We start from the raw sequence: 22,351 nt of genomic DNA on the forward strand, positions 1-22,351 counted from the left end.
GCGTATCATCCGCTGCGGGAGCGGCGTCGGGCATGAGTGCGGATCCGCGCCGTGAGGCGTACGGTGAGCACGTCACCCGGGCCCCCGGTGATCGTCAGGTGCCGTCGCCACCAGCCCGCCCGGGCGTTGGCCGTCGTCATTCCCATCGTGACAGCCGCTCGTCGTGCTGGCTGATCGTCAATCACGTCCCGGTCGCCGGCTGCGGCAAGCCGTGCTTTCGACGGTGGCGGATCCGGCCAGCGCGTCTGCACCACCGTCCGCGAGCATGACCGTTGCGGACGCCTTCCCAAGGGAGCATCCGATGATGATCGCCAGGCACCGGATCGTCAGCATTCTTCGCGACCGCGGCCAGCAGGTCAGGGCCGACTGGGTCGAGCGCGAGCTACCGGAGCGGGTGGACCCCGACAAGCACACCGGACTGCTCGCCATCCTTCATGTTGATCTGGCCGATCTCGCCGACGCGCCGTCCCCGTGACGGTCGCTCTGCTCGGAGCGTCCGCCAGGCGCACACCTCGCGCGCGGCGCCCCGTGTTCCGGCGCAAAAGACGCCAATCCGCTGCAGCGGGTGGAACCGATCGCCGAAGATCCAAGGTGGGAGGCGCCGGAGTCAGCAACCCCACGGGGGTCCGACCAGGGAAGGGAGTGCACCCTGACGTCGGAATCGGTGAGCAAACGGATCATGGAACTGCTCGAACAGCAACAGGGGGCGTGGCCTGATGTGGCGCGGCCGCCCGTGGCGTGGCGATCCCCGGCACGCAGCAACGCATCGCCTGCTGACCGGCTGCCGGAGCCGCCGCCGCCGCGACCAGCCGGCGGAGAAGGATCAGCGGGGGAGCAGCCATCATGAGCGACACCAACCTCGGCGCCGAGCGGCAGCGGGGCAGCGACTACGCGGACCTGTCCCGGCTGGTCCGCACCGCGGGTCTACTGGAGCGGCGGCGGGGCTACTACGCGGTGCGCATCGGTCTGGTCGTCGGTTGCTTCGCCGGACTGTGGGCGCTGTTTTTTCGGCTCGGTGAATCGTGGTGGCAGCTCGGCGTCGCGGTGGCCCTGGCGGTGGTCTTCGCGCAGGCCGGGTTCATCGGCCACGACGCAGGGCACCGGCAGATCGCCCGCACGCGCCGGGCGAACGACCTGATCGGCATCGTGCACGGCAATCTCTTGACCGGGATCAGCTACGGCTGGTGGGTGGAAAAGCACAACCGGCATCACGCCCACCCCAACACGGTAGGCAAGGACCCCGACATCACCGTGGCGCCCTTGTCCTTCACCGCCGACCAGGCCCGGCGACAGCGCGGCCTCGGCGCACTGGTGGTGCGTTACCAGGCGTATCTGTTCTTCCCGCTGCTCCTGCTGGAAGGCCTGCACCTGCACGCCAACAGCGTGAAGGCGATCCTCGGCCCGCGCCGCATCGCCCGCCGATCCGTCGAAGCGGGCCTGCTGGCCCTGCACCTGGGCGGTTACCTCGCCGCGGTGTTCCTGCTCCTGAGCCCGGCGCAGGCGATCGCGTTCATCCTCGTCAACCAAGGTGTGCTCGGCGTCTACCTCGGCTGCTCCTTCGCTCCGAACCACAAGGGCATGCCGATCCTCGGCGGCGACAACAACCTCGACTACCTGCGGCGACAGGTCCTCACCTCCCGCAATGTCCACGGCGGGGTGCTCCTTGACACCGTGCTCGGTGGGCTGAACTACCAGATCGAACACCACCTGTTCCCGAGCATGCCGTGTCCCAACCTGCGCCGCGCAATGCCACTGATCCGGCGGTTCTGCGCCGAGCACGACATCGACTACCACGAAACCACGCTGGGCCGCTCCTGGGCCGAGGCACTGCGCCACCTGGACGACATCGGATCCCCCGCGCCTCCGACCGGCGTCACCCCGCGCTGAGCTGCTGTGCCGCCCGGACAGTCCTCTACTTGACATCGAAGAGGGACTATCGTGTGCCGAGGGTGAGTGACATGGCTGAGATCCAGCTGTCCGACGTGTTCGTGGAAATGGCTGACACACTCGTCGACGACTTCGACATGATTGAATTCCTGCATGTGCTCGCCGACCGGTGTGTTGAACTGCTGGGCGTCTCGGCGGCCGGGCTGTTGGTGACCGACCAGCAGGGCGACCTTCAGGTGGTGGCGGCCTCATCCGAGCGCACCCGGCTGCTGGAGTTGTTCCAGCTGCAGACCGACCAGGGGCCCTGCGTGGACTGCTTCCGCACCGGCCAACCCGTGTCGGCGATCGACCTGCGGGCCGCCGGCCACCGCTGGCGCCGGTTCACCGCCGCCGCAGCCGAGGTCGGCTTCACCGCGGTACACGCTCTGCCCATGCGCCTACGTTCCGAGGTCATCGGCGCGCTGAACCTCTTCGACACCCGCCCTGGCGCACTCGACGAAGGCAAGGTCCGGATCGGGCAGGCCCTGGCGGACGTGGCCACCATCGGGCTGCTCCAGCAACGCGCCATCCATCACCGCGACGTCCTCACCGAGCAACTGCAGACCGCACTCAACAGCCGAGTTCTGATCGAGCAGGCCAAGGGTGTCCTCGCCGAGCGCCTCCAGGTGGACGTGGGTGAGGCTTTCGCGCTGTTGCGCGAGTGCGCCCGCAGCCGTAACCGGCGGCTGGCCGACCTGGCTCAGGCCATCGTCGACGGCTCCGAGCAGTTCGCGTCAGGCACGGCAGCCGACCTGTCCGCCTGACTCGCGGTCAACTGGCGGGGGGCCTGCGCTGTCCCGCCCGGCCGGCGCCCAGCGGTGTGAACCGGCGCGATGAGGCGTAGGGTTAGCTTGTCGCCCGGGCCCCCGGTGGCCGCCAGTTCCGCCGCCACCAGCCGTAAGGGGCGTTGAACAATGGTCATCCCGACCGCGACTGCCGCTTCCCGACATCCGCCGACGGGTGAACTGCCGGCGACGAGCGAACAGATGTTGCGTCGACACGCCGACCTTAGCCGCGACGATCCCGATCGCACGAGACTGCGGACCCGGATCATCGAAGGCAATCTGCCGCTGGCCAGCCGCCTGGCCCGTCGATACAGCGGCCGCGGAGAGCCCTACGACGACCTTGCCCAGGTGGCAGCCCTCGCCCTGGTCAGAGCCGTCGACGGATTCGACGCCCGACGAGGCGTCAAGTTCTCCAGCTATGCGGTCCCGACCATTGTCGGTGCCCTCCGCCGGCACTTCCGCGACGCGACGTGGGCGATGCGGGTCCCGCGCCGTGCCCAGGAACTGAACAGCATGGTGCGAGCCGCCACAGCCGAGCTCACGCAGCGACAGGACCATCACCCGACCACCGCCGAGCTCGCCGACCACCTGGACGTGAGCGAAAACGACGTCCTGGCCGCCCTCACCGCATCGCAGGCATACCGCCTAGCGTCGCTGAACGCGCCCCACCACAAGGCCGACGACACCGAGACCATAGAGCTCATCGGCGCCGTCGATCCCGGCTACGCAGCCGTCGACGATCACCTGACGCTGCTGCCGCTGCTCGCCAGGCTTTCCCCCCGTGAGCGTCGGATTCTCGCCATGCGGTTCTACCGCCACATGACCCAGGCGCGGATCGCCACCGAGGTTGGAATATCGCAGATGCATGTGTCCCGGTTGCTGAGGCGTTCCCTAACCCAGCTCAGGGCCGGAATGCCGAGCTGACGGGCGCCGATGCACCGAAGGGACGGAAATTATGATCCGCTCTATCCCGGACCGCATGACGTGGGTCTGCACCCGCGAGCCGCCCACGGCACGCCTGCGGCTGGCCGACCCGCCGTCCAGCCGGGCTCAGCTCGACGGCGGTTGGTGGCCGACCTCACGCGACCCGGTCGTCGAACTGTGCAGCCTGGTCACCACGCTCACCGCCCGGCGTGGCGGCGTGATCGAACGGATCATGCTGGACCCGGCGGCCTGGGACCGACATCCTCGTCGCATCGGTGTCGGCGGCGCCGTGGTGCGGCTGGGATGGTTCACCACCCTCGGCACCGGCCTCGTGATCGTCACCGGCCGGCGGGATCTGCGGATCGACCTGGCCGTGGCAGCGCCGGAGACCACGCACGACGTGGCGATGGCGGCCATGCGCGCCGCTTCCAGTCCCGCCAACACCACCCGCGGCGCCGGCATCGTGCCTACTCCGCAGAGTCGTCCCTCCCCACGGTCGGCGTGGCCCGAGGACGACGTAGACGCCTGGGAAGCGAAGGCGGACACCTGCGGTTCGATCGACACCCCACAACACCGGTCAGGACCTGAACGGCCATCCGGTCCGGGCCGGGAGGCACGGGGTCCGGGACCTCGGTTCGAGGTCCCGGACTCCGAAGCCGTCACTGACGAAGGGCCCGAAGAGCGGAGCGACCACGTGCGGGTTCTGCAGGGGCACCTGCCCTGGCAGAACCCGCGGACGGGAGCCGCTGTCCCGCAGAGTCAGGCGGGAAGGATGTTGTGATTCAGCCGGAAGACGTTCTGCGGGTCGTACGTCTTCTTGACCTCGACCAGCCGCTGGTACGTCTCCGGGCGGTACCCCGTCGGCACTCCCTCGGGTGTGGCGTCGGCGGCGCTGAAGAAGTTCACGAAGCGTCGGCCGGTGCTCCACGGCTCCAGTGCGGCGATCAGGTGGGTCAGATACCCGTCGAACGCCTCGGCTTGGTCAGGGCCGCCGAACGCGACGCCGTAGAGAAGGAAGGCCGAACCGCGAGTGTCGATCGCGTTGCCCGGCTGAGGTCGGCGGTCCAGCGCACCGCCGAGGTGTCGGATCTCCAGCACGACGAGCGGGCTCTGCGCGTCCGGGCCGGCGAGCCGGACGACCGTGTCGATGACCTCGGGGGTGAATTCCCGCAGCAGGGTCGAGCGGTCGTGGAACGGAATCGGCATCGGCGGGTCGTTGTGGACCGAGCCGATCGCGGCGTACGGCAGGTCGGCCACCGAGTCGATCAGGGCCGGGCCGATCGCCCGCAGGGGCGCGACGAGTCGTGCGCCCGCCTCGGCCGACCCGACGTACGCGACCCGCACGTGGACCACGAACCGACCTCGCAGCGGCTCCGGCAGGTCGGGGCTCGGGGGCAGTCGGAGCAGCGCGATCGAGGAGGTCATCTCGTCCGGGACGTCGGCGGTCCAGGCGCTCCACGCGGCGAGCACCTCGGCGGCCCGCTCCGCGGGGAAGTATAGGCCGCCGCCGTAGATCCGGTCGACCGGGAAGAGGTCGAACTCCAGGGCGGTGACCACGCCGAAGTTCCCCTTGCCGCCACGCAGCGCCCAGAACAGCTCCGGTTCACGTTCCGCGGTCACCTCGCGTAGTTCGCCGTCGGCGGTGACCAGCTCGATACGGCGTACGTGGTCGGCGGCGTAGCCGAAGGTGCGGCCGATCGGGCTGAGCCCGCCGCCGAGGGTGTAGCTGACCGCGCCGACGGTCGGGGCGGAGCCGTTGAGGGGCGCGAGCCCCTGCGTGGCCGCCTGGTCGATCACCTGCTGCCAGCGTACGCCGGCCTCGATCCGGGCGGTTCGCTGCTCGGCGTCGATGGTGACGGTGTCCATCCGGCGGGTGGTGATCAGCACTGCTCCGTTCGAGGACAGCGCCGAGTGCCCGGTGGCCAGGACAGCGACCGGCAGGCCGTGGGCGGCCGCGAACCGGACGGCTGCCTGAACGTCGGCCGGTGTCGTGGCGCCGACCACGACCGCCGGCCGGTGCGGCGTGGCGAGGTTGTACGCGGCGCACTCGGTGGCGTACGCCTCGTCGCCGGGCAGCAGCACCGGCCCGGCGGTGGCGGCGGCGAGTTCGGCGACTGCTTCGCCGCTGATCGGCATGGGGTCGTTCGAATGAGTTTCGATGGAGCCCAAGACTTGACTACCTTTCGGGAAACGGGACGATGCGCGGATCACACCTGTTCGCGGAAGCGCGTGCCGTAGGGGTTGTCGATCAGGTAACGCCACAGTCCGTCCGCGCCGCGGCGGGCAATGTCCGTGGCTGAGCCCTTGAGATGGACGTGCCTCCCATTCGGGCCCGTGCCTTCGATCTCCCAGTCGAGCAGGAGAAGGGCGATGTCGTCAGCGACGATCATGTGCCGTGCGTGTGCCGTCATGGGGAGTTTGAGAGCGAGGAAGCCTTCCAGCTCACGACGGATCTCGCTGGGGTCCGTCAGGCTCCGGCCGGAGTTGGTGACGAACACCGCATCCTCGTCGTAGAGCCCCATCATGGCGTCCACGTCGCCGGCGTTGAAGCGCTCCAGCAGAGAGTCCGGAATCCCCTCTGGACCGGTGGGAAGTGTGAACGAGGTGGACATGTCCCTCCTGGGATTCGGTAATGGTGTGACCGACGGAACTGCGCTCACGAGAAGATGATGACGGCTCGGAAGCGGGCCTTTCCCTCAGCCGCCCGCTGGTACGCCTCCGCAACGCGGTCCTTGCCGTAGGTCTCGACCATCGGGGTGACCTTGCCGTCGGCGGCCATCCGCAGGGCCTCCATCAGGTACCTGGTGCCGTTGTGCGCGGAGCCGAGAATCTGGATGCTGTTCATGATCATCGGCATGTTGGGTACGGCGAAGGCGTCGAACCCGATGCCCATGAGTACGACGCGCCCTCGGGGCGCCACTCCCTGGAGGGCATCGGCGGCGGCGCTGTTGGAGCTGTTGGTGTGCAGCAGTACGTCCGCTCCGCCCGCTTCCCGCAGTTCGGCGCCGGTGGACACCACGATGTCCGCGCCGAGTTGGCGAGCCATTTCCTGCTTCTCGGGTGAACCGGTGACGGCGATGGTCGTGAAGCCGCTTGCCTTGGCGTACTGGATCGCGAGGTGGCCCATGCCGCCGATGCCCGTCACGGCGATCCGTTCGCCCGGCTGGGGGTTGGCTCGGCGCAGGCCGCTCCAGGCGGTGTAGCCGATGCACATCAGCGGAGCCGCGTGCTCGTAGGACAGCCCGTCGGGCAACGGCACGGTGGCGTTCGCCGGGATGGCGACGTAGTCGGCGTTGGTCCCGCCCACGTTCATCCCGGTCAGCACCGGCCGCTTGCAGTTCGCGGCGGTGACGAAGTCCAGCGGTTCGGCCCGCTGACACCATGCGCAGGTCCCGCAGCCGGTCTGCAGAGTGAGCAGTCCGACCCGGTCCCCCACTGCGCGGGAGGTCACGCCCTCTCCGACGGCGACGACTTCACCGACGCCCTCGTGCCCGAGTGTCATGGGGAAGTCGATGCCGAACGACAGCTTCCCCTCGGTGATCCACACATCTGTGCCACAGATCCCGCTGGCACGCACCCGGACGAGGACCTGCCCCGCCCTCACCTCGGGAACGTCCGTGCTCCTGACCTCCCACGGCTGCCCGACCCCGGGCACGGCCACCGAATGCATCTGTTCCACCGTTCTGTCTCCGTCTCTCATCTGCCCTGGCCGGTGTGGAGCCGTCAGCCGAGGGGCGGGCGGCGGAGGTACGACCCTGCGGGTGTGTGCGGGCGCGCGACCACTCGCCCGCGGTGGTGAGTGGTCAGCGCCCGCAAGGCCGGGCATGCCCGATCTTTCGCTGCACGCCGATGTGCTCCGAAAATGTACGGCGCCGGCGCCGCTCCGTCAAATTTCATTAGACATGCGTGTGTCACGAAATAAGTAGGGCTTGACGGGGCCGACAGGAGGGTCGGAAGGGGCAAAGCGGACCGGACCGATCCGCTGGTAGACAATCCGGAGAAACCGGTCAGTCGACCGTCCTCGACACCCGTCCACCCCGGCACCGCCGAGCCCCTGTCGGGCACACTTGCAGCAGCAACGCGAGGAGAGGGGCAATGGCTGACGGTAAGGGAGTCACCCGCAAGTACGAGCTTCGGCGCCGCGCCGACGCGATGATCGCGACGCGTCGGCGTATCACGGACGCGGCGATCGAACTGCACCGGAAGGTGGGGCCAGCCCGTACCACCATTGCCGACATCGCCGCACTGGCGGGAGTGCAGCGGCACACGGTCTACCGGTACTTCCCGACCGAGGCGGAGCTACTGCAGGCATGCTCCACCGAATACTGGAGTCGCCACCCCTGGCCGGACATCACGGCGTGGCAGTCGGTGGCATCGCCCCGCGAGCGGGTCGACGTGGCGCTCAACGATCTCTACAACTTCTACGGCGCGGTGGAGCCGATACTGGCCAACACCCTCCGGGACAGTGACCAGTCCGCTGAGATCAGGCGGGTCATCGAGCCCTTCTCCGGATATCTGGACGCCGTCACCGAGGCGCTGACCACCGACTATTCGCCCACCACCACCGACTGTCCCCTCCTCAAGGTGGCCGTCCGGCATGCCATAGCCCTCAGCACCTGGCAGTCCCTCGTGCGCACAAACGGTCTCGACGTCACGGCCGCCGCAGGGCTCATGTCCTCGCTCATCGAATCGGTCGTCGCGCAGGCGACCACGAGCTGAACCGCGAGCGTCGCCATCCGACATCCTGAGTTCGGCATCTTGGACGGGCACCAGTCCGGCAGCTTCTTTGGGCGCCACGTAGCCCGTGGGCTTGGCGGGATGTGTTTGGTGGTTGAGCAAGATCGGCATCTTGATTCGGCACCAACCCGTGCCAGCTGGTCATGATCGGCACCTTGTTCGGGTACCACTTCGGCCCAACCACGACAGATACCCTGGGTAACTTGCTCGCGACCCCTTGCAGTGGCGTTGGTTGATCGTTAAGTTCGTTGACAACTATCGATTGTTCCGCACCGGGTTTGATGGAGACATCGAAACCTGGGAGGAACACCAGCGATGCCCGCACCGAAGAAGTACAACGATGAGCTGCGTGAGCGTGCGACCCGGTTGGCGCTCGAGGCCCGCCGGGATCCGGCGTCGGCGGTCGGAGCGATCCGGCGGATCGCCGGTCAGCTCGGGGTTCATCCCGAGGCGTTGCGGACGTGGGTGAAGAAGGCTGAGACCGATGCCGGTGACCGTCCGGGTATTACCAGCAGCGACGCGGAACGCCTCGCCGCGTTGGAACGGGAGAATCGTGAGCTGCGGCGGGCCAACCAGATCCTGAAGTCCGCGGCGAGTTTCTTCGCGGCGGAGCTGGACCGTCCGTCGCGATGAAGGTCGACTTCGTCGACTCCCAGAAGGCCGAACACGGTGTCCAGCCGGTCCTGCGGGCGCTCGAAGACACGCCGGCACAGATCGCACCGTCGACCTACTACGCCGCCAAGACCCGTCCCGCCAGCGCCCGCTGTCGCCGCGATGAGGAGCTGACCGGGGTGATCGAGCGCATCCACGCGGCCAACTACGGCGTCTACGGCGCCCGCAAGATCTGGCACGAGTTGCGCCGCCAAGGCGTGCCGGTGGCCCGGTGCACCGTCGAGCGGCTGATGCGCGAGTCTGGGCTACGCGGGCTGCTGCGCGACAAGTCGCCGCGCACGACCCGTCCCGCAGCCGAGACCGGCCGACCCGCTGACCTGGTCAAACGAGACTTCACCGCAGCCGGCCCGAACCAGCTGTGGGTCGCCGACCTCACCTATGTGCGCACCAGCGTGGGCTGGGTGTACGCCGCGTTCGTCCTCGACGTGTACTCCCGCATGATCGTCGGCTGGCAGGTGTCCACGTCGCTCTACACGGATCTGGCGCTCGACGCGCTGAAGATGGCGATCTGGCGACGCGAGAGTCAAGGCGCTGACCTGCGAAAACTGATCCATCACTCGGACAGGGGAGTCCAGTATCGAGCGATTCGCTACAGCCAGCGGCTCGCCGAGGCAGGCGCCGTCGCCTCCGTCGGGTCCACGGGCGACTCCTACGACAACGCGATGGCCGAGGCGTTCAACTCCCTCTACAAGGCCGAACTCGTCCGTAACCGAGGTCCGTGGCGCGGGCTCGACGACCTGGAGATGGCCACCGTCGAGTACATCGACTGGTACAACAACCGCCGCTTGCACGGCGAACTCGGGCACATCCCGCCCGCCGAACACGAGGCACTACACACGATGACCCAGCCGGTCACCGCACCCCTGAAAACCAGCTAACCAACTCTCCATCAAACCCGGGGCTTGATGCGATGAAGGAGCGGGGCCTCCGCTCCTCGTGACAGTCACCCTGGTCAGGGGTTTCCCTGGGGTTGTCACGACGTACCACGACGAAGGAGGCCCCTGTGGACGAGTATGACGGCCGGCAGTATGTGGGGATAGATCTGCACCGGCGGCGCAGTGTGATCGTGCGGATGAGGCCGGACGGTGAGCGGATCGGGCCGGTGGTGCGTATCGCCAGCGACCCGGTGGAGTTCGCCGCCCAGGTTGGCTTGTGGGGCGAGGCTCCGGAGGTGGTGCTGGAGGCCACCTATGGCTGGTACTGGGCCGCGGACGTCCTCGCCGACGCCGGCGCCACGGTGCACCTGGCTCACCCGTTGGGGGTGAAGGGTTTTGCGTATCGGCGGGTGAAGAACGACGAGCGTGACGCCGCCGACCTGGCTGACCTGCTGCGTATGGGCCGCCTGCCGGAGGCGTGGATCGCGCCGCCGCAGGTGCGGGCACTGCGGGAGCCTGTACGGCACCGGGCCAAGCTCGTCGCGTTGCGTTCCGGGCTCAAGGCACAGGTCCACGCCGTGCTCGCCCGGCAGGGCGTCACCCTGGCGCCCTCGGACATGTTCGGCGCGGCCGGCCGGCGGCAGCTCGACGAGCTGCGACTCGATCCACCGTTCCAGGCCCGCGTGCTGTCACTGCTCCGCCTGATCGACGCCTACGGCTTCGAGATCGACCTGGTCGGCAAGCGGATCAGCGCCGAGTTGACCCACCACGCGGGGTTCCGGGCGATCCAGGCACTGCCCGGCGTGGGTCCCGTGCTGGGCGCGGTGTTCGTCGCCGAGATCGGCGATGTCACCCGCTTCACCCGTCCGCAGCAGCTGTGCTCCTGGGCCGGCATGACACCCCGGCACCGCGAGTCGGACACGAAAGTCCACCGTGGGCGCATCACCAAGCAGGGCAACAACCTCGTCCGCTGGGCCGCGGTCGAGGCCGTCCAACGCGTCCACCACGGGCCCCTCGCCGCCACCAAAGCCCGGCTCGCCGCCCGGCGGGGCACCAACATCGCCAAGGTCGCCGCCGCCCGCGAACTACTCACCCTCGTCTTCTACGGCCTCCGCGACGGACACATCCGCTGCCTGACCAACCACCGAGCGGCATGAACACCCCCAGTCCCGGCGCGGCCAGGCGCGAGGTCGTGGTCTGTCTGACCCCCACCGGCGTGGTCGAGCGATTTTGATTGACCCCGCCTGGCCGCGGCCGTTTCACTTCATGCCACCAGGGCAGACCTGCGTGGCGAAGGAATGACCGGCACCGGGACCCTCCCGGCTTGCCAACTCGTCCACATTACGGACGGTGAAGAACACGGCCACACCCCCCACAACTTCACCAGCTGAGCGTGTGTCTCCCGGCGCACCGATTGTGCGCCGCACGGGATCGGCGTCAAGACCAAGCCGCTGACGCGGCCGACCTCCGGTCGAATCTTGACCCCGACCCCTCACCGGCGTTTGCCTGTACCAAGCCGGGAATCAGCACAAACCGGAGGCAGCAGTCCGGCCAAGAAGGGTTGACACGGCCCCACTCCTTCAGGAATGACAGATCGAGTGGAGGATGGATGTCAGGGAACAGGCTTCGGTCGGCGCGGTTGGCCGCCCTTGTGGTGGCTTCGACGCTGGTTGCCACGGGGGGTTTCGCATCAGCGGCGTCGGCCGATGTGGTGCCGTTGGATCACTGCACGTCGGTCGATGGCGGAGAGTTGGTCTACGACGACTTCACCAAGTACAACAACTCGTTGTCGCACGCGGTAAATCAGTGGAACTCGCTGAACCCGATCAACGTCAAAGCTGATACGGCTTCGACCTACGCGGACCTTGACGTGTCCGACTACACCTCTTCGAGCGACAGTCGGGCGGGCTGGTTCGACTGCAGCGCGGGTGCGGACGACCTCAAACTGAACACGCACCACATGGACGGCTTCAACGAGTCGCAGAAGCACGCTGTCATGACTCACGAGTTCGGGCATTCCCTCAAGCTCGGTCACGGGCCGGAGATCGCGGTGATGGACCCATGCCCGCCCTGTTACAACCCGAACATGAGCAACAACCTGCAGTCGTGGGACATCAACGCGTATCACAACGTCTGGGGGCACTGAGTATGAACCGCCTTGTTCGACCGCTGGTCGCGGGCGCCACCGCCGTCGCGGTGGCCGCTGGCGGGTGGTTGGCCTACGACTCACTGCGCCCTGGCGAAACGCACTCGGTGCACTCGTCCTACGCGTTCGATGTCAAGGACGAGACGAAGGTGGCCGGTTTCGCCGACTACGTCGTCGTCGCGACGGTGAATCGCGTCGCCGAGGTGCAGGAACGCGACGACACGCCCTACACCGTCTTCGACGTGACCGTGGACAAGACCCTCAAGGGCGAGCCCGTCAAGACGCTGCGGGTGGTCCAGCTGGGTGGAACCCTCGGTAAGGACACCTGGCAGGTGGCGGGCGAGCCCCTGCTGCGACCCGGCACGACCTACGTGCTGGCGGCGAAGACGGAGCAGGGGCGTGGGACGCACCAGCTGGTGGGCGGGGCGGACTTCCCGGTCGTTGACCGGGAAGCGGCCCGTGCTGGAGAGTCGGACCCGGTGGCCGAGTGGCAGGACATCGTCGCCCGCCAGCGGTGGCCCGAGGAACTTCCGAAGCGCTCCTGACCCGCCATCCTTCCGCCGAACACCTTCTGGCCTGTCGCCCTGGTTCCCGGGCGGCAGGCCAGATCCCCGTCCTGACCAGGACCTCGAACCGGCCTCCTCGACGAGTTGCTGATGAGGTGCTGCACCCCCGCTGCACCCCGCCCCGGGCACCGGCGTGGTGGCCTCCGTAGCGATCGTCGGCATGTTGCTGACATCCCTCGGGTCAACGGTTCCGCCTCGTGCCGGTACTTCAGTCGGCGACTCGGCATCAACCTCGGACTCGACACGCGGGGCGCTCGCTATGCCGCTCTTGCTCGACTTGTTGATATCGGCCGGCTTACGTTGATCCCGGTCATATCGGGAGGCCGAGTTGTTCACGCGTGTGGAATTGTTCGAGCGCATTCGCGCTGATCGCAGGGCAGATCCGTCGGTGTCGCAGCGGGAGTTGGCGCGCCGGCACCACGTGTCGCGCCGCACCGTGCGGACGGCGTTGTCCTCGGCGCTTCCGCCGCCGCGCAAGCCTCCGGCTCGCGGTCGGCCCCTCGCTCTGGCGCCGGTGCTCGCGGCGGTGGACGAGATGCTGCGCTCGGACGTGGTCGGGCCGCGTAAGCAGCGGCACACGATCGAGCGGATCTGCCAGCGTCTGGCCGTTGAGCACGGTTTCACCGACGCGTCGTACTCGACGGTGCGCAACTACGTCGCTCGACGTCGGCCGGAGATCCTCGCTGAGGCGCGTGAGGGCCGTGGGCACCTGGATGGGATGGTGCCGCAGGTTCACCCGCCGGGTGAGGAGGCGGAGGTCGACTTCGCCGAGGCGTTCGCCGTCGTCGGTGGCACGCAGATGAAGTGCTACCTGTTCACACTGCGGATGTCGTACTCCGGCAAGGCGGTACACCGGGTGTTCGCCTCCCAAGGCCAGGAGGCGTTCATGGAAGGCCACGTCGAGGCATTCCGGATCCTCGGCGGGGTCCCGACCCGACACATCCGCTACGACAACCTCAAACCCGCGGTGCGCCAAGTGCTGTTCGGCCGCGGCCGGGTCGAGTCGCAGCGGTGGGTGGCGTTCCGATCGCACTACGGCTTCCACGCGTTCTACTGCCTGCCCGGCAAGGACGGGGCCCACGAGAAGGGCGGGGTGGAGCACGAGGGCGGCCGGTTCCGCCGCAACCACCTGGTCCCGCCCCCGCAGGTCGACTCCCTGGCCGAGCTCAACGAGCGCCTCGCGGTGATCGACGCGGCCGAGGACGCCCGGCACGTGCACGGCACGCCGGCCAGCATCGGGTTCAACTTCGCCGCCGAGGCGCCGCTGCTGCACCCCTTGCCGGCCGATGACTTCGAGCTCGGCACGACGCTCACGCCGCTGGTGCGCCGCAACGCCCGCATCGTGGTGCGGCAGTGCTACTACTCGGTGCCCGCCCGGTTCATCGACCGCAAGGTCCGGGTCAGCCTGCGCGCCAACGAAGTCCTCGTGTTCGACGGCCGGCAGGTCGTCGCCCGCCACCCCCGGCTGTCACGTCGCTACGACTACCGCGACGACCTGGACCACTACCTGGAGATCCTGCTGGTCAAACCCGGCGCGCTGGCTGGGTCGACCGCGTTGGCGCAGGCCCGCGCCGAGGGGTCGTTCACCCCAGTGCACGACGCTTTCTGGGCCGCCGCCCGCGCCGCGCACGGCGAGGCCGAAGGAACCCGGGCGCTGATCGAGGTGCTGCTGCTGCACCGGCAGCTGCCGCACGCGGCGCTGGTCACCGGGATCACCGCCACCGTCAACGCGGGATCCTGCAGCCCGGAGCTGGTCGCGATCGAGGCCCGCAAGGCCGCCGACGCGGGCATCGTCGCGGACCCGTTGGACGCTGCGGCACCCGTCGACGACGTCGCCGAGGACGGACTCGACCTGGCCGAGCCGGCCGACGAACCAGCTTCCAGCGGGGCGCGGGTGATCTCTCTACACGCGCGGCGGTTGCCCTCGGGGACCGAGCACAAGCCGCCGCCGATGAGCGTCTACGACCAGCTGCTGTCCCACCGAACGAAAGGCACAACCGCGTGAGCGCGACCGCTTCCACCGCCAAGGGGTCCCGCACCCCGAGGCCTCGCCAGTCCGCCCCCGGCATCGACCCGATCGACGCCGCCATCGACACCGCGTGCACCGAGCTGCGCCTGCCCAGCATCCGCGATCGCTACGTCGACATCGCCGAACAGGCGCTGCGCGACCGCGCCAACTACAAGGGCTTCCTGCTCGACCTGCTGCGCGCCGAGATTGCCGACCGCGACGAACGGCGCAGACAACGCCTCGTCCGCGACGCCGCGTTCCACCGACCCAAGCGCCTGGAGGACTTCGACTACGACAAGAACCCACAGGTTGACGCCGTCTACGTCAACAACCTCGCCAACCCCGCCTGGGTCAGAGCCGGCGCACCCCTTGTCCTGGTAGGCAACTCCGGCACCGGCAAGAGCCACCTGCTCATCGGCATCGGCACCGCCATCGCCGAGCACGGCCTCAAGGTCCGCTACACCACCACCGCGAACCTGGTCAACGAGCTGGCCGAGGCGCACAACGAGAAGCGCCTGTCGAAGGCACTCTACCGCTACTCCCGCTACGACCTGCTCTGCCTCGACGAGTTCGGATATCTCAACCTCGACCGCACCGGCGCGAAGCTGCTGTTCCAGATCTTCACCGAGCGCGAGGAACGCAAAGCCATCGCCGTCGCCTCCAACGCTCCGTTCTCCGAATGGGACAAGACCTTCACCGAGGAACGTCTCTGCTCCGCCATCGTCGACCGCCTCACCTTCAACGGCTATCTCGTCGAGACCGGCAACGACTCCTACCGGCTGCAGAGCACCCTCGAACGCAACCGCAGCTGACAGCCCCTGACGAACAGCGGCGCCGGGACGAACCGTCCCGGCGCCGCCGCGTCTCACCCTCACACACAGAGCCGGGTCCCCCAGACCCCGCATCGGGAGCGCAGCCTGAAAGAACCCGGTCTGCCCCGATACTAACCAGCCTCGGCACGAACACAGCGCAGCGACCCACATGCAAAGCATCGGGCCGCGTCACGCGTTGGCGCCCAAGCAAGGTGCCGATCAAGAAGGCCCGCCGACTGGCGCCCAAAGAAGCTAACCATCAACGGCCGCCGATCGAGCACGACGGCAGGTGGTGCCCGAAGAACCTGTCCGAGTGGTGCCGGTTCAACCTGCCGGAATCAGACATCCCTGCGGTCTTCTCCCATCCTCCTTCTGAGGTCGCCGTTCGCGGGTGCTTATCGCGCCTTGGAGCACGAGCGGCTGGTGTCCGCGTGCGGCGAGCAGAGCGGTGGGTGCCTCGACCTAGGGGCGGGCCTGCGGCGACAACCCGCCCGGCAGCCAGACGACCACCGTGTCGCAGAACATGGCGGCGAGGTTGCGGTCGTGTAGCGCCGCCAGAGTGGTGACCCCGGACCTGCGAACCAGGTGTAGCAGGTGCAACTGGTGGCCGATGTCGAGGTGATTGGTGGGCCGCCCACCGAGGTGCTCACTCCGGCGCCGCTCGCCGACGTGTACGGCGTCCGCGCCGACGTCGCGACGCATCCGACCACCGGTCGGCCCGCCATCACCTTCCACCCGCCCGCGTCGTGACCGGCACGTGCCGCCCGCGTGACCGGGGACCGAGGAGCCGTCCATGACCGCCGCACCTGGCTGCCTGGTCACCGTTTGTCGGGACTGCTGCTGCGGCAGTGCCCGCATGCACCCCTCCGTCGACCACGACGCGCAACTGCGGCGGCTGCGCGCCGCGCTGCTAGCGCCTCGTCGGGTACGGGTCAGCGCCTGCCTCGACCTCTGCGCAGTCCAACCTGGTCGTCGTGCACCCCGCGCCGGCCGCGCGGCACGCCGGCGCCCGGCCGGTCTGGTTCGGCCTGGTCCTGCACGGCTCGGTGGTCGACGACATCGCCGCCTGGGTGCGCGCCGGCGGTCCGGGCGTCGCGCCGTTGCCCGCCGCCCTGGGGCTGTCGGTGGTCACCCCGAAGTTCCGGGCGGGCGGGTGAGGCGTTCGGGCCGCCGCCGTCCGGCGGATAGCGGATCGGGTCGGGCCGCCGCTGGGGCCGGCGCGCCGTCCGCCGGCCCGGTGGATGACGGATGGCACGGCGGCGGATCGGGTCGGGGTGGCGGCTCAGGCCCGGCGGCCACCGGCGCGAGAGCGGCGGACCGGGTGGGCGGCGTCCCGTCGGCCGCTGTCGAGATAGCGCAGCACGGCGATCACCCGCCGGTTGTCGCCGGTCGTCACCGGCAGCTGCAGCTTGTGGAAGATGCTGTTGATGTGCTTCTCGACCGACCGCTCCGTGATCACCAGTTCCTCCCCGATGCCGGCGTTGGACCTGCCCTCGGCCATCAGCCGGAGCACCTCCAGCTCGCGCGGGGCGAGCCTGCCCAGCGGGTCGTCGCGGCGGCGACGGGCGAGGATCTAGCGGACCACCTCGGGGTCGAAGACGGTCCCGCCAGCGGCGACCCGGGTCAACGCGGCGAGGAACTCGCCCACCTCACCCACCCGGTCCTTCAGCAGATAGCCGACCCCGTTCGGATCGCCGCCGAGCAGGTCGCCGGCGTAGTGCTCCTCGACGTACTGGGACAGCACCAGCACCGCGGTGCCGGGGTGCTGGCGCCGGATCACGAGCGCGGCGCGGAGCCCCTCGTCGGTGTGCGTCGGCGGCATCCGCACGTCGAGCAACGCGACGTCGGGGCGGTGCGTGTCGACGGCCCGCAGCAACTGCTCCGCGTCGGCGACCGCCTCGACGACCTCGTGGCCGTTGCTGGTCAGGAGCAGGGTAAGGCCCTGCCGCAGCAGAACGGCGTCCTCGGCGATCACCACGCGCACGGCAGCTCCATGTCGAGCACGGTCGGCCCGCCGGGCGGGCTCTGCACGGTGAGGTCCCCGTCGACGCCGTGCGCCCGGTCGGCGAGACCGGCCAGTCCGGAGCCGCGCGCCATGGTGGCGCCGCCGACCCCGTCGTCGGTGACCCGGACCAGCAGCGCGTCAGGCCGGGCGGACACCTCCACCCGGGCGTGGCTGGCGCGGGCGTGCTTGGCCACGTTGGACAGCGCCTCGGACGCCATGAAGTAGGCGATCGACTCGATGAGCCGTGGCGGGCGGCGGTCGAGGCGTACGTCGATGGTGACCGGGACCGGTGACCGGGCCGCCAGCGCGGACAGCGCGGCGTCCAGCCCGCGGTCGGCGAGCACCGGCGGGTGCAGCCCCCGGGTGAGGTCGCGCAGCTCGGCGATCGCCTGCCTGGCCTGTTGTTGGGCGGCGGCGAGCAGCGGCAGCGTGCCGTCCGGGTCGTCTGCGAACCGGTGGCGGGCCATGCCGAGGGTCAGCACCAGGTGAATGAGCCGCTGCTGGGCGCCGTCGTGCAGGTCGCGTTCGATCCGTCGCCGCTCGGCCTCGGCGGCCCGGAGGGCGTCGGCGCGGCGCCGTTCGACCTCGCGTATCCGGGCCCGAAGCTGCCGGGCCGAAGCGCGGCCGAGCAGGGCCCTGGCGAGCGCGACGTGCACGAGGGTGAGGGTCCGGACCACGGTTGGTGCGGCGAGCAGCAGCGCCAGCCCGCCGGAGACCAGGAGCACGGCGGTCACCGGGCGCAGGGATCCGTGCAGCAGGGCGTGACCGGGACCGCCGTCGGGCAGCGCAGTGTCGGCGAACGGCCAGGCCGGCGGGTGGGCCGCGGCGATGAGCAACCAGCAGCCGCCGCCCCAGGCGATCACCGTCAGCAGCCCTGTGGTGAGGGCCAGCGGCAGGCGGAGCAGATGGTGGGCGAGCACCCGCCACAGGGCCGAGTCGAGCACCAGGTTCCGGGCCTGTCGCGCCCAACCCGCCCCCGGTGGCGGCCGGAGGAAGACGGTCACCCGTTCGCCGAGCACCAGCCGGTACCAGCGTGTTTCCAGGCTGGCGCAGCAGCGCAGCGCCGCCGCGTACACGAGGAAGACCGGCACGCCGGACAGCACGACGGGCAGCAGCGCAGCGGAGAGCGCGAGCCCGACGACGGTGAGCACCGCCGTCGCCGCCGCCCACGGGACCGCCGCGACCAGGTGCAGCGTGTGTCGCCAGGTGTCGGCGGAGACCAGCGAGGCCGCTTCCCGGCGTAACCGCGGTCGCCACCCGGTCACCCGGTCGGTCATCTTCCACTCCTGTTCGCGGTGGTCGACCGGGCCAGCGTAGGAGCGGGTCGGGCCCGGGCGACAGGAAGCCAGCCGGTCTCTCCACGGGGGTGCTACCACCACCAGCAACCGGCATGGTGGCCCGGCAGCCGGGACGACTCCGGCTGACGACGCTTGGCCCTGCGGAGTTCTCCCGCGCCGTCCCGTCCCCGCCCACGCACGGAGATCATGTGATGAACAGGTCGGACCGACCCCTGCCGCCGGGGCCACCGGCGCCCCGCGAGATCGTCGCCGCCCACGCGGCCACCGCCCTCTCCGCCGGCCTGATGCTGGCGAGTCTGGTCGTCGACCTGCTCGGCGGGGCACCGGCGTACCGGATCTTCTGGCCGGTCGAGTTGGCAGCGATGTTGCTGTTCCTCGCCGCCATGACCCGCCAGGGCCGGCAGTGGGGCCGGGTCACCCTGACCGCGTTGGCCGCCAACACCGTGGTGTTCCAGCTGCCTGGCCTGCTCGCCGGCCCGGCCGACCGGCCGCCGCTGGCGGTGTCGCTCGACTGGATGGGCATGGCCGCGCTGGTGGCCGCCGTGGTCCTGATGTTCCTGCCGACGGCCAACGCCCACCTGCGGCTGACCCGCGACCGGAACCGGCTCGTCTCGCCCCGGGTACGCAAGGCGCTGCTGGCCACCCACATCACCAGTGCCGTCGGCTGGATGGGGGTCATCACCGTGATGGCGACGATGGCCATCGCCGCGGCCGGTGCGGACGACCTCGACACCCTGCGTTCGGCCTACTCCATGATGCTGCTGGTCGACGAGACGTTCCTCGGGCCGGCCCACCAGCTCGCGCTGCTGAGCGGGGTCGCGCTGGCAGCCGGTACGCCGTGGGGGTTGTGGCGGCGCCGGTGGGTGGCGACCAAGCTCGTCCTGATGCTCGGGATCATGCTGGTGGGCAGTGCGGTCCTTCAGGACCTGGCGCTGCGCGCCCACGAGCTGACCCAGGCGGGCCGGCCGGTGGCCGAGATCCGGTCCGTTGTCGGGCTGCCGCTGGCGCTGCTGACGCCGTTGGGGCCGATCACCGGTCTGGTCGCGACGCTGTTGTCGGTGTACAAGCCGGGCGGCCCGACCCGGTACGGCCGCCGCCGCGACGCCGGTGACCGCTCCCCGGGTCGGGTCCGGGTCGATGCGGCAGCGGGCAGGGTCGCTGTGGTCCGCGACGTCCGACGGCTCACCCGCGACGTAGTGGCGGTGACGCTGGGCGCAGAGCCCGGCGGCGCGCTGCCGGCCTGGTCGCCGGGGGCGCACGTCGACCTGGTCCTGCCCTCCGGGCTCGTGCGCCAGTACTCGCTGTGCGGCGACCCGGCCGACCGGAGCAGCTACCGGATCGCGGTGCGGTCGGCGGTCGCCGGCCGGGGCGGCTCCGCCGAGGTGCACCGGCTCCGCCCCGGCCAGCGAGTGTCCGTGCGCGGTCCCCGCAACACCTTCCCGCTGCTGCCCGCGCCCGCCTACCTCTTCGTCGCCGGCGGCATCGGGATCACCCCGATCCTGCCGATGGTGCGGCAGGTGGCGGCGGAGGGCCGCCCGTGGCGCCTGGTCTACGTGGCACGGGCGAGGACGCAGATGGCCTTCCTCGACGACGTCGGCGCGCTCGACGCCGACCGGGTGGACGTCGTCGCCACGGACGTCGAGGGTCGGCCCGACCTGCCTCGGCTGCTGCGCGCCGCACCGCCCGACGCCGTGGTCTACTGCTGCGGACCGGACGAGATGACCGCCGTGATCGAGCGGCTGGCGGCGCCCGAGCGGCGGCACGTCGAGCGATTCGCCCGGACGGTCCACGCCGCCACCGACAACCGGCCGTTCGAGGTCGAACTGGCCCGCAGCGGGCGCCTGCTTCAGGTTCCGGCGGGCCGCAGCCTGCTCGACACGCTTCGGGACGTCGTTCCCGAGGTGTCTGCCTCGTGCGAGAACGGCCTGTGCGGCAGTTGCGGAACCGTCGTCCTCGACGGGTTGCCCGACCATCGCGACGACATTCCGGCGGCGCGGCAGCGCGGCGGCCGTGACCTCATTTACCCGTGCGTCTCCCGTTCCCGGACGCCGCGCCTGGTGCTGGACCTCTGAGAGGGTGGTTTGGAACCTCTTCTGCGCTTTGCGGTTGGCTGATCTTTGCGGACCCGTTGCCGGCAGGGCTTCGTCGTGTTAGGACAGTCGTGAGTAGACGCACGGCGTATCTGAGTGACTTGACCGATGGGCAGTGGGCGGTGGTGGGGCCGTTCCTGCAGGCGTGGAAGGACCGGCACCCCTCGGTGTCGGGACATCAGGGCCGCTACGAGTTGCGGGAGATCGTGAACGCGATCTTCTACCAGAACCGGACCGGGTGTCAGTGGGCGTACGATGCCGGAGATGATCTCGCTGTAGCCGGCGCGGAGGCGGTCGCGTAACCGTTCGCCGAGCGGGGTGAGTCGAACGGCGCGGCTCGTACGCTCGAACAGGCCCCCGCCGATCCGGCGTTCCTGCTGTTTGATCGACTGACTGACCCGCGATTGGGACACGTGCAAACGCTCGGCCGTGCGACCGAAGTGAAGCTCTTCGGTCAGCGTCAGGAAGATCTCGATGTCGCGCAGTTCCACCAGACAGCCCTACCTTCGATCATTGCGGCCTGGAACTGGGCAGTCTACGGCCGTGACGAGAACGGGCGGCACGAGCGTGGCTCGGACCACCGGCCGTCGCGGGGTCCGTCGTCGATCGATCACCGCTGGCTAATGCGGCGATGCGATCTTCTGCGTTGTTCGGCCGGGGCGGCCGGGCGATGGTGGACGCATGAGCGAAAGCGTGATCGACATCGTGGCGGCGCCGGATCATCTCGGGACCCCACGCTGGCACGCTGTGACGTCGCCCGGTTCGGTGGCCGGGGTCGCCGATCTATGTCCGGTCATGCCGTTCGAGTACGAACTGCCACCGCAGACCGCCCTGCAGCCGGGCACCCTTGATCTGAACCTGTATGTGCAGCCGCAGTGGCGTCGACGAGGGATCGGATCGCGGCTGCTGGCCGCCGTCGGTGCACACGCCGTGGGACGGCGGCTGATCGTGGAGACCGCCCCGGATTCCGCCGCGCAGTCGTTCTGCGAGCGGCACGGATTTCGGCGCACCGGATCCAGGATCCATGGCCTGCTCGCCTACCGCGATATTCACCATGCCTGGCTGGGTGAGTTGGTCGACGTCGAGCACCCCGGATACCGACTGCGTCACTGGACCGGGGACCCGACTGGCGCGAACAGCGTCGAGCAAATACTCCGGTATCCGAGCCGACCGGGTAATGCGGTGGTGAGCACCGCCGAGGCGGACGGCGGCGTGGTCGCCTATGTCTTGGCGATGACGGGTGCACCGTCGCAGCGTCGCGCCCGCCAGTACGGCCCTGCCGTGCTCGTCGGTCATCGCGGACGGCGGCTGGGGCTGTGGGTCAACGCCGCTCTGCTCACGCGACTGCGCGAGATCCACCCACACGTCGAGGAGATCGAGACTCGCACCGCCGACGAGGACTCCGACCTGGTCGCCCTGCATCGACACCTGGGCTTCCGCCCTCTCGGGCGGCGTCTCCGCTACGCACTCACCCTGCCGTAACCGGCGGCCCTGACTCCGGTCCATC

At 69.5% G+C, this 22,351-nt stretch carries 19 protein-coding genes and 4 pseudogenes; 17 read left to right on the plus strand and 6 right to left on the minus strand.

Features of this window, described 5'->3' with window-relative positions:
- Positions 1-265: 265 nt before the first annotated feature.
- From FHX32_RS12510 to FHX32_RS12530, 5 genes are all read left to right on the plus strand, one after another.
- On the plus strand, positions 266-475 hold the full coding sequence (locus tag FHX32_RS12510) for a hypothetical protein (protein WP_167178324.1): 210 nt from the start codon (positions 266-268) through the stop codon (positions 473-475).
- 368 nt (positions 476-843) lie between these two features.
- Positions 844-1,887: an acyl-CoA desaturase gene (locus FHX32_RS12515; protein ID WP_167181214.1), complete on the plus strand. Its 1,044-nt coding sequence runs from the start codon at positions 844-846 to the stop codon at positions 1,885-1,887.
- 29 nt (positions 1,888-1,916) lie between these two features.
- Complete coding sequence (locus FHX32_RS12520; protein WP_486481022.1) at positions 1,917-2,690, plus strand: ANTAR domain-containing protein; 774 nt, start codon at positions 1,917-1,919, stop codon at positions 2,688-2,690.
- Positions 2,691-2,840: 150 nt separating this feature from the next.
- A complete protein-coding gene (locus FHX32_RS12525; protein WP_167181216.1) occupies positions 2,841-3,635 on the plus strand; it encodes a SigB/SigF/SigG family RNA polymerase sigma factor in 795 nt (264 codons plus the stop codon).
- 55 nt (positions 3,636-3,690) lie between these two features.
- Entirely contained in the window at positions 3,691-4,416 is a 726-nt protein-coding gene (locus tag FHX32_RS12530; RefSeq protein WP_486481023.1) for a DUF5994 family protein, read from the plus strand.
- On the opposite strand, the gene FHX32_RS12535 is transcribed toward FHX32_RS12530, so the two are convergent.
- The 3 genes from FHX32_RS12535 to FHX32_RS12545 form a co-directional block, all read right to left on the minus strand.
- Positions 4,395-5,771, minus strand: coding sequence for an FAD-binding oxidoreductase (locus FHX32_RS12535; RefSeq protein ID WP_167181220.1), 1,377 nt, complete (start codon positions 5,769-5,771; stop codon positions 4,395-4,397). The two genes, FHX32_RS12530 and FHX32_RS12535, sit on opposite strands and share 22 nt — an antisense overlap.
- Positions 5,772-5,842: 71 nt before the next feature.
- Positions 5,843-6,247, minus strand: a complete 405-nt coding sequence (locus tag FHX32_RS12540; RefSeq protein WP_167181222.1) for a nuclear transport factor 2 family protein — start codon at positions 6,245-6,247, stop codon at positions 5,843-5,845.
- A gap of 44 nt (positions 6,248-6,291) precedes the next feature.
- Positions 6,292-7,335: an alcohol dehydrogenase catalytic domain-containing protein gene (locus FHX32_RS12545; protein ID WP_486481102.1), complete on the minus strand. Its 1,044-nt coding sequence runs from the start codon at positions 7,333-7,335 to the stop codon at positions 6,292-6,294.
- 395 nt (positions 7,336-7,730) lie between these two features.
- On the opposite strand from FHX32_RS12545, the gene FHX32_RS12550 reads away from it, so the two are divergent.
- The 9 genes and pseudogenes from FHX32_RS12550 to FHX32_RS12590 all read left to right on the plus strand — a co-directional run bounded on the left by FHX32_RS12550 (position 7,731) and on the right by FHX32_RS12590 (position 16,608).
- A complete protein-coding gene (locus tag FHX32_RS12550; protein ID WP_167181224.1) occupies positions 7,731-8,354 on the plus strand; it encodes a helix-turn-helix domain-containing protein in 624 nt (207 codons plus the stop codon).
- A gap of 333 nt (positions 8,355-8,687) precedes the next feature.
- Positions 8,688-9,922 (plus strand): IS3 family transposase gene (locus FHX32_RS12555; protein WP_109902192.1). Its coding sequence is split into 2 segments (ribosomal slippage): positions 8,688-8,967 and positions 8,967-9,922, totalling 1,236 coding nucleotides; the frame shifts between segments, so codons are not numbered across the junction.
- 125 nt (positions 9,923-10,047) lie between these two features.
- A complete protein-coding gene (locus FHX32_RS12560) occupies positions 10,048-11,076 on the plus strand; it encodes an IS110 family RNA-guided transposase (protein WP_167181226.1) in 1,029 nt (342 codons plus the stop codon).
- A 452-nt stretch (positions 11,077-11,528) separates the two neighbouring features.
- Complete coding sequence (locus FHX32_RS34480; protein WP_486481024.1) at positions 11,529-12,065, plus strand: zinc metalloprotease; 537 nt, start codon at positions 11,529-11,531, stop codon at positions 12,063-12,065.
- A 2-nt stretch (positions 12,066-12,067) separates the two neighbouring features.
- Positions 12,068-12,610: a hypothetical protein gene (locus tag FHX32_RS12570; RefSeq protein WP_486481025.1), complete on the plus strand. Its 543-nt coding sequence runs from the start codon at positions 12,068-12,070 to the stop codon at positions 12,608-12,610.
- Between the two features lie 349 nt (positions 12,611-12,959).
- Positions 12,960-14,636, plus strand: a complete 1,677-nt coding sequence (istA, locus tag FHX32_RS12575; protein ID WP_167181230.1) for an IS21 family transposase — start codon at positions 12,960-12,962, stop codon at positions 14,634-14,636.
- Complete coding sequence (istB, locus tag FHX32_RS12580; protein WP_486481026.1) at positions 14,633-15,451, plus strand: IS21-like element helper ATPase IstB; 819 nt, start codon at positions 14,633-14,635, stop codon at positions 15,449-15,451. Before istA ends, istB begins: the two co-directional genes overlap by 4 nt.
- A gap of 594 nt (positions 15,452-16,045) precedes the next feature.
- A complete protein-coding gene (locus FHX32_RS34485) occupies positions 16,046-16,201 on the plus strand; it encodes a hypothetical protein (RefSeq protein WP_208418057.1) in 156 nt (51 codons plus the stop codon).
- 43 nt (positions 16,202-16,244) lie between these two features.
- Positions 16,245-16,608: pseudogene (locus tag FHX32_RS12590) on the plus strand (hypothetical protein).
- Positions 16,609-16,733: 125 nt separating this feature from the next.
- Here the strand turns inward: FHX32_RS12590 and FHX32_RS12595 are convergent.
- Together FHX32_RS12595 and FHX32_RS12600 are read right to left on the minus strand one after the other, a co-directional pair.
- Positions 16,734-17,435 (minus strand): annotated as a pseudogene (locus FHX32_RS12595) (response regulator).
- Positions 17,423-18,733: a sensor histidine kinase gene (locus FHX32_RS12600; RefSeq protein WP_167181232.1), complete on the minus strand. Its 1,311-nt coding sequence runs from the start codon at positions 18,731-18,733 to the stop codon at positions 17,423-17,425. Before FHX32_RS12600 ends, FHX32_RS12595 begins: the two are co-directional and overlap by 13 nt.
- Before the next feature lie 212 nt (positions 18,734-18,945).
- Between FHX32_RS12600 and FHX32_RS35050 the strand changes: the two genes are divergently transcribed.
- Together FHX32_RS35050 and FHX32_RS12610 are read left to right on the plus strand one after the other, a co-directional pair.
- The gene (locus FHX32_RS35050) at positions 18,946-20,826 is read left to right on the plus strand and encodes a PDR/VanB family oxidoreductase (RefSeq protein WP_486481027.1); all 1,881 of its coding nucleotides are present in this window, start codon (positions 18,946-18,948) and stop codon (positions 20,824-20,826) included.
- An 89-nt stretch (positions 20,827-20,915) separates the two neighbouring features.
- Positions 20,916-21,098, plus strand: a pseudogene (locus tag FHX32_RS12610) (transposase); the annotation flags it as partial.
- A gap of 63 nt (positions 21,099-21,161) precedes the next feature.
- Here FHX32_RS12610 and FHX32_RS12615 read toward each other — a convergent pair.
- Positions 21,162-21,335, minus strand: a pseudogene (locus FHX32_RS12615) (LysR family transcriptional regulator); the annotation flags it as partial.
- Between the two features lie 190 nt (positions 21,336-21,525).
- Between FHX32_RS12615 and FHX32_RS12620 the strand changes: the two are divergent.
- The gene (locus FHX32_RS12620) at positions 21,526-22,326 is read left to right on the plus strand and encodes a GNAT family N-acetyltransferase (protein WP_167181234.1); all 801 of its coding nucleotides are present in this window, start codon (positions 21,526-21,528) and stop codon (positions 22,324-22,326) included.
- Positions 22,327-22,351: the final 25 nt, after the last annotated feature.

Source organism: Micromonospora sp. CNZ280 (genome assembly GCF_011759515.1).